We start from the raw sequence: 10,398 nt of genomic DNA on the forward strand, positions 1-10,398 counted from the left end.
GTCGCGGGTGGCGGCGATCACCCGCGACTCCTACGGCCGGTTGCTCGCGCTGCTGGCCGCGCCCACAGGGGACATCGCGTCGGCCGAGGATGCGTTGTCGGAAGCCTTCGAGCGAGCGTTGGAGCGATGGCCGCGCGACGGCGTGCCCGGCAATGCCGAGGCATGGATCCTGACCGTGGCCCGGAACAGATTGCGCGACCTGTGGAAATCGTCGGCCTATCGACTCACCCGGCCGCTGCCCGCGGATCACGATCCCGCCGAAGCCGCGGATGAACCAGCCGAGATACCGGATCGGCGGCTCGAACTCATGCTGGTGTGTGCGCACCCGGCCATCGCGCCCGATGCCCGCACCCCGCTGATGCTGCAGACCGTGCTCGGTGTGGACGCGGCGGCCATCGCAGGAGCGTTCGCGGTCGCGCCTGCGACCATGGCACAGCGGTTGGTGCGCGCGAAGAAGCGTGTGCGGGACGCCCGCATTCCGTTTGTCCTACCGGAACGGGCCGACTTGGCCGCGCGGCTTCCCGGCGTGCTGGAGGCCGTCTACGGGGCCTATGCCATCGACTGGCAGAGCACCCAGGGCGCCGTGGTGGACTCGCTGTCCACCGAGGCGCTGCACCTGGCCCTGATTCTGACCGAACTCTTGCCCGACGAACCTGAGGTGCTCGGGCTGGCGGCGCTCTTGTCGCTGTGCGAAGCACGCCGGGCAGCCCGGCATGGTCCCGACGGCCGATTCGTCCCGCTCGACGCACAGGACCCGTCTCGCTGGGACAGGGCGCTGATCGAACGCGGCGAGCGGATGCTGACGCGTGCGCACGGGTTCGGCTCACCCGGGCGGTTCCAGTACGAGGCGGCGATCCAGTCCGCGCATTGCGCGCGACCGGTGGACCAGGCGGCGTTGCGTAAGCTGCACCGCGCGCTTGTGCAGATCGCGCCGACGCTGGGGGCTCTGGTGGCCCTGGCGGCCCTCGACGGCGAGATCGACGGTCCGCGGGCAGGTTTGCGCAGTCTCGACGCGATCGACAATCCGGCCGTGACCCGCTTCCAGCCCGCGTGGGTGACCCGGGCACACCTGTTGTCCCGTGCGGGCCGCAGCGACGATGCCGTGCGGGCCTACCGCCGTGCGATCGAACTGACCCCGCAAGCCGACGTGGCCTCATATCTACGCCGAAAACTCGACGCGCTCACCTAGCGTCGGTCGCCTCGGTGCGCGCGCTGACCGAGCGGCCCAGCGCCGCCACCTCGGCGTCCATCCTCGGCAGCAGCGCGGGGGCGGATTGCCGCATCGCGGTCTCGCCGACGTAACTGGTCAGCACCGGCTTGAGCCACCGGAACAGCCCGACCCAACCGGGGCAGTACACGCGGGTCTTGCGGCCTTCGATGCCCTTGACGAAAGCCTTGGCGCACTTGTCCGCCGAGGTGGTCCAGTTCACCGGCCACCACGGAGCCATGGCCAGCATCTCGCCGAACACGGGCAGATCGGCTTTGGTGTCGCGGATCAGGTCGGTGTCGATCCACGACATGTGAGCCGAGCCCACCTTCACGCCGCGGTAGGCGACCTCCAACCGCAGCGCGTTGGCGAGATGTTCGGCACCCGCCTTGGACGTGCTGTACGGCGCCATACCCGGAGCGGCGGCGAACGCCGCCATCGACGAGACGATCAGCACATAACCCTGGCGGTCGATCACCGACGGCAGGGCGGCGCGCACGGTGTTGAAGACGCCGAGCACGTTGACGTCCATGACCCGCCTGAACGCCTCCGGGTCGACTTGGAGCAGGGAGCCGTAACTGGCCACGCCCGCGTTGGCCACGACAACATCGATGCCGCCGAAACGTTCGACGGCCTTGTCGACGACGTTCTGCATCGCTGACAGGTCACGCACATCGGCGGTCATCGTCATGACCTTCGCATCATCGGCGAGTTCGGCGGCCAGGGCAGCCAAGGGCTGCGCGTCGACGTCGATGAGCACCAGTGTGGCGCCGCGCTTGTGCAGCAGGCGAGCCACCGCGGCGCCGATGCCGCGAGCGCCACCGGTGATGACCACGACTTGCGAACTCAATGACACCATGTGCCGAAAGGTACCCCCGGCGCAGCAGGGGTACTGACCGAATTGCACGACTGGTAGCTGATTTTCGCGCACATGCCCACATGGGCAGCCACGAGGGGCCGGTCGGCCGCTATCGACCGTTGCCGTGTGATGCCAGCCTGCGCTCGATGTCGTCGACCACCTCGCCGACCTTCTCGGTGACGAAGAAATGGTCGCCGGCCACCACCCGGATGTCGAAAGCGGCGGTGGTGAATGCCGACCAGGCCGCCACCCGCTCGTAACTGACCGCGGTGTCGTCGGCCGCCGCGTAGGCATAGATCGGACACGCGACGGTTGTGCCCGGCGGGCAGTTGTATTCGGTGATCGCACCGTAATTGCGCAGGGTTCGCAGAATCGTCGCGCCGAATCGGTCTCCGATGAATTCGGTGTCGGTGCCGGTCATGTCGGCCACCATCTTCAGCAGCTCACCGTCAGTACTCTGGTGCAGCTCTTGATAACCGCCGTGTCCGGGTGCGGGCGAGGCAGACAAGAACAGTGCCGCAATGCTTTTCCCGCTGGCTTCGAACTTGCGCGCCACTTCGAAGGCGATCAGGCCGCCCATGCTGTGGCCGAAGAACGCGACCGGCGCCTCCGATGTGATTCCCGCTGCGAGCAGGTCGTACACGTCACCGGCAAGCGTTGGGATACTGCCGATGTCGGGCACGTCGTGCCGGTCCGCGTGGCCGGGGTACTGCACGGCGACGCGCCGAACCGGCGAGGAGAACGCACGCGCGAACGGTACGTACGACCGCGCCGAGCCGCCGGCGTGCGGAAATATGTACAGGGTTTCGACGGTATGCGGCGCGTGATCGCCCCGAACCCCTGCCGTCATGCCGCGGTCCACGAGCTGTGTGTTGTCGTTGACGAATACACCGGCCATTACCTCCCCGGGCCCGTCGGCGCAGCACCGTCGGGTCGAGCTCATTATCAGCGAGCGACGAAAGAATGCCAATCGGCAAATGACAGAACAGAATCCTGCTAGACGAGCTAGGCGATTGCTCAACTCATCAGTAGGTGTCCAGCCGCCCTGCCGCCGGCGGCGACACGCGACCTTCGCCTCTGCGTACGAGGCGGAGCGCGTCGGCCACGGATCGTGTTTTCGGTTTGTGCACGATCGGCTGCCCATTGGGGCAAAACTTTGCGATAACAAGATCGGCAATCATGATCGGTTGGATACAAACCGGGCATGCGACACGAATATGGTTGTGCGCCAATCTATTTAGATGGAGACGCGTCGGACCGAGAAAACGCGTGGTGATGATCGGGCAAACGGCGTGCGAGGAGTCAAACCGTGTGACATCTCGAGGAAAGACTCGATTCGCGCCAGTTAGCTAATTTGCACCGGCAAACAAGTTGGCGAGGTCGCCACTCTCGAGTGGGAAAACCGATGACAGTTTGCCAACACCGGCGTAAATTTCCGCAAAGACGCCACGGGAGCCATCTTCGCTAGCCCGCACAACGGATGTGCGGCTGACGGAGAGATGACGCCCGCTGTCAGAACCAGTCGGGGACGGGCTTGCGCTGGGCACCGACGGCCAGCGCAAGATGCGGCGTGCGTCGCCGACGACAGCGGCGCATAGCAAACAAACACGCAGATTGTGTGCTGTTCGCGTGCGATCGGCATGAGCGACGAAGTCTGAGCGGGAGTGAGTGGAAGGAACACCCATGGTCGAACATTCCCTGACAGCGCTTCTCCATGAGCGAGCCAGTAGGCAGGGCGACGCCACTGCCTACACCTATCTCGACTTCGATGTCGACCCCAATGGGTATCCCGAGACACTCACCTGGGCCGAGGTGTACCGGCGAGCCCGCGTCGTCGCCGAGGAAATCAGGTTGTGCGGCGCGCCAGGTGATCGTGCCGCCGTGCTGGCACCACAAGGACTCGAGTACATCGTCGGTTTCCTCGGTGCCATGCAGGCTGGTTTCGTCGCGGTCCCGCTGTCGGTCCCGCAGCCGGGCGTACACGACGAGCGAGTCGTGTCGGTCCTGCGGGATTGCACTCCCTCGGTCATCCTCACCACGACCGCCTCGGCCGCCGAGGTTGCGGGCTACGCCGAAGGCACGGGAACCACCCGTCCGCCGGCGATCATCGAAATCGACTCGCTTGACCTTGATTCGCCGCGCGAACCCGACACGATGCGGCCGGGCATGCCGCCGATCGCCTACCTGCAGTACACCTCGGGCTCGACGCGGCTACCTGCCGGCGTCGTGGTCACCCACAAGAACGTCGTGACAAACGTCGATCAGGCGCTCAGTGACTACTTCGGCGGCGAGATCCCGTCCGACACCACCTTCGTATCGTGGCTGCCGTTCTACCACGACATGGGGCTGATCAAAGGCATCTGCGCCCCCTTGGTCTGTGGCCGTAGCGCGGCGTTGATGAGTCCGTTGTCGTTCCTGCAGCGTCCGGCCAGGTGGATGCAGTTGCTGGCCACCAGTCCGGCGGCCTTGTCAGCGGCCCCGAACTTCGCCTTCGAGCTGGCCGCCCGGCGAACCACCGACGACGACATGGCCGGCCTGGACCTCGGCGATGTGCGATCGATACTCAGCGGCAGCGAGCGGGTGCACGCCGCCACCTTGAACCGATTCATCGACCGGTTCACGCCGTTTCACCTGAAGCCGAGCGCTATTCGACCGTCCTACGGCCTCGCCGAGGCAACCGTCTATGTCGCCACCTCCGACCTCGGCACAGCCCCGTCACGGGTCCGGTTCGATTACGAGAAGCTGTCGAACGGTCACGCGAGGCGGTGCGACGCCGACGCGAGCGGAAGCACGGAGCTGATCGGGCACGGCACCGGCCGGTCCACCATGCTGAGGATCGTCGATCCCGCCGCGCGCACCGAGAACCCGGCCGGCACGGTCGGCGAGATCTGGGTGCACGGGGATAACGTCGCCGCGGGATACTGGCACAAATCCGAAGAGACACAACGCGTCTTCGACGGAAACCTGGTCAACGCCTCACCCGGCACGCCAACCGGGCCGTGGCTGAAGACCGGTGATCTCGGTGTCATATCCGACGGTGAGCTGTTCATCATCGGCCGGATCAAGGACCTCCTGATCGTCGACGGCTCGAACCACTATCCGGACGATATCGAGGCCACCATCCAGGAGCTGAGCAACGGCCGCGCGGCAGCCATATCGGTGCCCGACGGCGAGTCCGAGAAGCTGGTGGCCATCGTGGAGGTCAAACGCCGCCGCGAATCCGACGAGGACTGGGCAGAGCGGCTGCGGGTGTTGAAACGCGAACTGACAGCCGCCATTTCGACGACACACCGGGTACGAGCCGCCGATCTGGTGTTCGTGGCGCCAGGTTCGATTCCGATCACGACCAGTGGGAAGGTGCGCCGGTCGGCCTGCGCCGAGAGCTATCGACACGACGGGTTCGAGCGATTGGACGGACCACGATGACTGCCACCATCGGAGACGACGCCGGACTCCGGCGCTGGCTCATCGACTACCTGGTCACGACCGTCGGCTGCAAGCCCGAAGAGATCGACCTCGATCTGTCGCTCAACGACCTCGGCGTCGGATCCAAGGACGCCGTGGTGCTCTCCGGTGAATTGGCCGAACTCCTGGACCGGCCGGTGTCACCGGTCGACTTCTGGCAGCACCCGACCATCAACTCGCTCGTCGGTTTTCTGGTAGACGGTGAGTCGGAATCCGCTGGGGACCCGGCGCCCGGATTCGACCGCGGGTCGCTCGACGAACCCATCGCCGTCGTCGGCCTGGGATGCCGGTTCCCTGGCGGGATCGCCGGCCCGGAGGCTCTGTGGGACTTCCTGTGGGATGGCCGCTGTGCGGTCAGCGAAGTTCCGCCGCAGCGTTGGCAGCCCTTCGACGACGGGTCACCCGAAGTTGCGGAGGCTCTCGCGGCCACCACCCGCTGGGGTTCGTTCCTGGGGGATATCGACGCCTTCGACGCGGATTTCTTCGAGATCTCCCTGCGTGAGGCCGCGAAGATGGACCCGCAACAGCGTTTGCTGCTCGAAGTCGCCTGGGAGGCTTTCGAACACGCGGGAATTCCGGCGAGTTCACTGCGCCGTTCGCAGACCGGGGTGTTCGCGGGAGCGTGCTTCAGTGAGTACGGCTACCTGGGGTCGACGTATCTTCCGACAGTCGATGCCTGGAGCAATACCGGTGGGGCACTGAGCATCATCGCCAACCGGTTGTCATATTTCCTCGACCTGCGCGGACCCTCGGTGACGATCGACACCGCCTGCTCGTCGTCACTGGTCGCGATCCATCTGGCGTGCCAGAGCCTGCGGATGCGCGACTGCGACACGGCGCTGGCCGCCGGGGTGAACATGCTGCTGTCGCCCGCGGTTTTCCACGGTTTCGACCAGGCGGGTGCGCTGTCACCGAGTGGCCGGTGCCACGCATTCGACGCTGCGGCAGACGGTTTCGTGCGCGGTGAGGGTTGTGGGGCGGTCGTGCTGAAGCGTCTCGGCGACGCCGTGCGTGACGAGAATCGCATCTTTGCCGTGGTCCGCGGATCAGCGGTCAACCAGGACGGCCGGTCCAACGGGTTGATGGCGCCGAACCCGGCCGCCCAGATGGCGGTGTTGAAGTCCGCGTACACCAATGCCGGCCTGACGCCGCACGACGTCGACTACGTGGAAGCCCACGGGACGGGAACCTTCCTCGGGGATCCGATCGAGGCGCGCGCACTGGGAACCGCACTGGGCCGCGGACGCCCCGAGCAGTCCCCACTGCTGATCGGCGCGGTCAAGTCGAATCTGGGTCACCTCGAGGCTGCGGCCGGTATCGCGGGCTTCCTCAAGGCGGTGCTCGCGGTGCAGCAGGCCCGGATCCCGGGAAACGTCGGGTTCGAGACACCCAATCCGCACATCCCGTTCGGCGCGCTGCGGCTGAAAGTAGTTGCCGAGAACCAGGATTGGCCGTCGGTGGGGCGGGTGCGGCGGGCCGGCGTCTCGTCGTTCGGATTCGGCGGCACCAATGCGCACGTGGTGCTCGAACAGGCCCCCGATGCGGCCCCGGTGTCGCCCCGACAGGATGCGGCTGTCACAACGCTGGTGATTTCGGGCAAGGATCGCGAGCGGATCGAACGCACCGCCGAGACCTTGGCCGGGTGGATGACCGGCGCAAGCGCGGGGATCGCGTTGGCCGATGTTGCCCATACGCTCAACCATCACCGCACCAATCACCCGGTTTTTGCCACCGTGTGTGCCCGCGATCACGAGCAGGCTGTCGCGGGTTTGATCGCGTTGGCGCAGCGGCAGCCCGCTACTGGCGTCGTCGGCCCGCACGAGGGCTCCTGCGGCGCGGGAACGGTGTTCGTGTACTCCGGTCAGGGTTCGCAGTGGGCGGGCATGGGACGGCAACTGCTCATCGACGAACCGGCGTTCGCCGCAGCGGTTGCCGAACTGGAACCGATATTTGTCGAGGAGGTCGGGTTCTCCCTGCGGCAGGTGCTTGCAGACGGATTGCCGATGCGCGGCGATGCCCAGGTGCAACCCGTAACCGTGGGGCTGCAGCTGGCGCTGACCCAGCTGTGGCGCCATCACGGCGTGACGCCGGATGCGGTCATCGGCCACTCGATGGGCGAAGTCTCGGCAGCCGTGGTGGCCGGGGCGCTGACGGCTCAGGAGGGGCTGCGGGTGATCGCCACCCGATCCCGCCTGATGTCGAGACTGGCCGGCCAGGGCGCCGTCGCGCTGTTGGCTCTGAACGCCGAGGCGACAACGGAACTCATCGCCGGACATCCTGAGGTGAGCCTGGCGGTGTACACCTCGCCGCGCCAGACGGTGATCGCCGGGCCGCCGGCCGCGGTCGACAGCTTGATCTCGGAGGTGCAGCGCCTCGGCCGGTTCGCCCGGCGGGTCAACATGGAGGTGGCGTCCCACAACGCCCTGATGGATCCGATCCTGCCGGACCTGCGCGCCGCGCTGGCCGATCTCTCGCCTCGGCGACCCGTGATTCCGTTCCTCTCCACGGTTCGCGACTGCGCCACGGACCCTGTGCTCGACGCCGACTACTGGGCGGCCAACGTCCGCCAGCCGGTACGGCTGCACCAGGCGGTCACCGCTGCCGGCGAAACCTATACGAGCTACGTCGAGATCAGCGCGCATCCGATGCTGGCAACCGCGATCTCGGAAACCCTGGGGGACATCCACCACCACAGCATCGGCACCCTGACGCGCGACGGCGACGACACGGTCAGTTTCCACACCAACCTCAACGCCATGCACACGGCGCAGCCGCCGGTCACACCACACCCCGCCGGCCCGCATCCGGACCTGCCGACGACGCCGTGGCTGCACACGAGCCATTGGGCGGACTTCATGCCGATGAGCAGGCGATCCCGCGGCGGTACCCCGTCCGCGACGTCCGGCGTGGTCCCCGCTGAGTGGTATTGCGAGCTGACCTGGCCCGAACGGCCCGTCGAAGCCGAACCGGTGCCCGCGACGGGCTCGTGGGTGGTGATCGGCGACCACCGCCTCACGGCAGAAATCGCTCGTGCCGGGCACAACCGGGTCACCGAGTTGGATGAGGACGCGGATGCCAGCACATTGCGGGCTGCCGCGGCCGATGCCGACTACGTGCTCTACGCGCCACCTGTGTGTCCGGCGTTCGACGCGGCCTCCGGCTACCGCGTGTTCACCGCCGCGCGCCGAGTGGCAGTCGTGCTGGCCGACGCCGGATTGCCGACGCGCGTGATCCTGCTGACCCGCAACGCGCAGCCCATCTCCGACGGGGATCGCGCCAATCCGTCCCACGCGGTGCTGTGGGGCCTGGGCCGCACGCTGGCGTTGGAATGCCCCGACATCTGGGGCGCGGTGATCGATGTCGACGAGTCGGTGCCCGCCGGTCTGGTCGCCCAGTACGCGGTCACGGAGGCTCACGCCGGTGATGAGGAAGATCAAATCGTCTACCGGGCGGGTGTCCGCCGGGTAGCCCGGCTACGCCGGGCGCTGCCGCCCACCACGTCGGGGGATGGGCTGGACGGCAACGGCAGCTATCTGGTGGTGGGCGCGACCGGCAACATCGGTCCACAGCTGATCCAACAGTTGGCCGACATGGGCGCCGGGACCGTCGTGGCGGTGTCACGGAATCCCGGTGCCCGGTTGGACGCGTTGGCCGCGACACTGGCCGGTCAAGGAACGACGCTGGTGCCGGTCGCTGCGGATGCCGCCGACGAAGCGGCCATGACAGAGCTCTTCGGCCGGTTCGGGGGCGATCTGCCCCCGTTGGCCGGGATCTACCTGGCTGCCTTCGGCGGTGGTCCGGTCACCGTGACGGATATGACCGACGCCGACGTCGCGGCGATGTTCCGGCCCAAGCTCGATGCGATCGCCGTACTGCACAAGCTGTCGCTGGACACGCCGCTGCGGCAATTCGTCCTCTTCAGCTCGATATCGGGACTGCTGGGTTCGCGATGGCTGGCGCACTATGCGGCGACGACGACCTTCCTGGACACCTTCGCCTATGCGCGGCGCGCCGCCGGCCTGCCTGCCGCGACCGTCAACTGGGGGCTGTGGAAATCGTTGGCCAACAGCCAGATCGAGCACGAGCGGAACATCACCCTCGGGTCCGGGCTCGAACCGATGCCCGACGAGGTCGCGATCCAGGCGCTGTGGTCGCTGTGCGGATCGCGTGCTCCGGTGCGCTCGACTGTCGTGGCGGCCGACTGGACCCGTCTGGCGGCCGCCTACCGCACCAGGGCGCCATTGCATATCGTCGACGACCTCCTGCCGGTGGACAACGACGAGCCCGCCGCGGCCGACGCGCCCGCGGTGCCCACCACCCAATTCCGGAAAGCACTGCGCGAGTGCGCACCCGAACAGCGCTATGACCAGCTCGCCGAGCACGTCAGCACATTGGTCGCACGGGTGATGGGCCTGGCTTCGCCGCAACTTCTCGACCGGTCGGAGGGGTTCTTCCAGTTCGGGATGGACTCGCTGATGAGCGTGACCCTTCAGCGGGCGCTGGCGGAAAGCCTCGGGCAGGCGGTACCGGCCTCGGTGATCTTTGACTACCCGACTGTCGACGCGCTCACCGAGTACCTGACCACCATCCTGCCCGAGTTGATCGAGGTCGCCGACGACGCCGAGGTCGACACCTATGGTGAGTTCAGCGAAGACGAACTCCTGCAACAACTCTCGCAGAGGCTGGGTTGATTTTTATGGTTGGTGCTGGGGCGGATCGTCGGGCGATTATTGCTGAGGCGTTGCATCGGATTGATGAGTTGACGGCGCGGTTGGCGGTGGCTGAGCGTGCTGATGTTGAGCCGGTAGCTGTGGTGGGGTTGGGTTGTCGGTTGCCGGGTGGGGTGGGTTCTGCGGATCAGTTTTGG

At 66.8% G+C, this 10,398-nt stretch carries 6 protein-coding genes; 4 read left to right on the forward strand and 2 right to left on the reverse strand.

Annotated features, from left to right (window positions below):
• Positions 1-7: 7 nt before the first annotated feature.
• Positions 8-1,189, forward strand: coding sequence for an RNA polymerase sigma factor (locus RMCB_RS31590; RefSeq protein ID WP_407662162.1), 1,182 nt, complete (start codon positions 8-10; stop codon positions 1,187-1,189).
• Here RMCB_RS31590 and RMCB_RS31595 read toward each other — a convergent pair.
• On the reverse strand, positions 1,182-2,066 hold the full coding sequence (locus RMCB_RS31595; protein WP_062831884.1) for an SDR family oxidoreductase: 885 nt from the start codon (positions 2,064-2,066) through the stop codon (positions 1,182-1,184). The genes RMCB_RS31590 and RMCB_RS31595 overlap by 8 nt on opposite strands.
• Positions 2,067-2,175: 109 nt before the next feature.
• Entirely contained in the window at positions 2,176-2,964 is a 789-nt protein-coding gene (locus RMCB_RS31600; RefSeq protein ID WP_234792305.1) for a thioesterase II family protein, read from the reverse strand.
• A 785-nt stretch (positions 2,965-3,749) separates the two neighbouring features.
• Between RMCB_RS31600 and RMCB_RS31605 the strand changes: the two genes are divergently transcribed.
• The 3 genes from RMCB_RS31605 to RMCB_RS37020 all read left to right on the forward strand — a co-directional run.
• Positions 3,750-5,492 (forward strand): AMP-binding protein, encoded by a 1,743-nt coding sequence (locus RMCB_RS31605; protein WP_062831885.1) that lies wholly within the window; start codon positions 3,750-3,752, stop codon positions 5,490-5,492.
• The gene (locus RMCB_RS31610; RefSeq protein ID WP_062831886.1) at positions 5,489-10,222 is read left to right on the forward strand and encodes a type I polyketide synthase; all 4,734 of its coding nucleotides are present in this window, start codon (positions 5,489-5,491) and stop codon (positions 10,220-10,222) included. The genes RMCB_RS31605 and RMCB_RS31610 overlap by 4 nt, the downstream gene beginning before the upstream one ends.
• Before the next feature lie 5 nt (positions 10,223-10,227).
• A partial coding sequence (locus RMCB_RS37020) for a hypothetical protein (protein WP_407662163.1) occupies positions 10,228-10,398 on the forward strand: 171 nt, incomplete at its 3' end.

Source organism: Mycolicibacterium brisbanense (genome assembly GCF_001570425.1).
Lineage (GTDB): Bacteria > Actinomycetota > Actinomycetes > Mycobacteriales > Mycobacteriaceae > Mycobacterium > Mycobacterium brisbanense.

What these genes read in the sequence shown, in the direction of transcription:
- RMCB_RS31595 (WP_062831884.1), bottom strand. Translation starts at nt 2,066, where the DNA reads ATGGTGTCATTGAGTTCGCAAGTCGTGGTCATCACCGGTGGCGCTCGC.
- RMCB_RS31600 (WP_234792305.1), bottom strand. Translation starts at nt 2,964, where the DNA reads ATGGCCGGTGTATTCGTCAACGACAACACACAGCTCGTGGACCGCGGC.
- RMCB_RS31605 (WP_062831885.1), top strand. Translation starts at nt 3,750, where the DNA reads ATGGTCGAACATTCCCTGACAGCGCTTCTCCATGAGCGAGCCAGTAGG.
- RMCB_RS31610 (WP_062831886.1), top strand. Translation starts at nt 5,489, where the DNA reads ATGACTGCCACCATCGGAGACGACGCCGGACTCCGGCGCTGGCTCATC.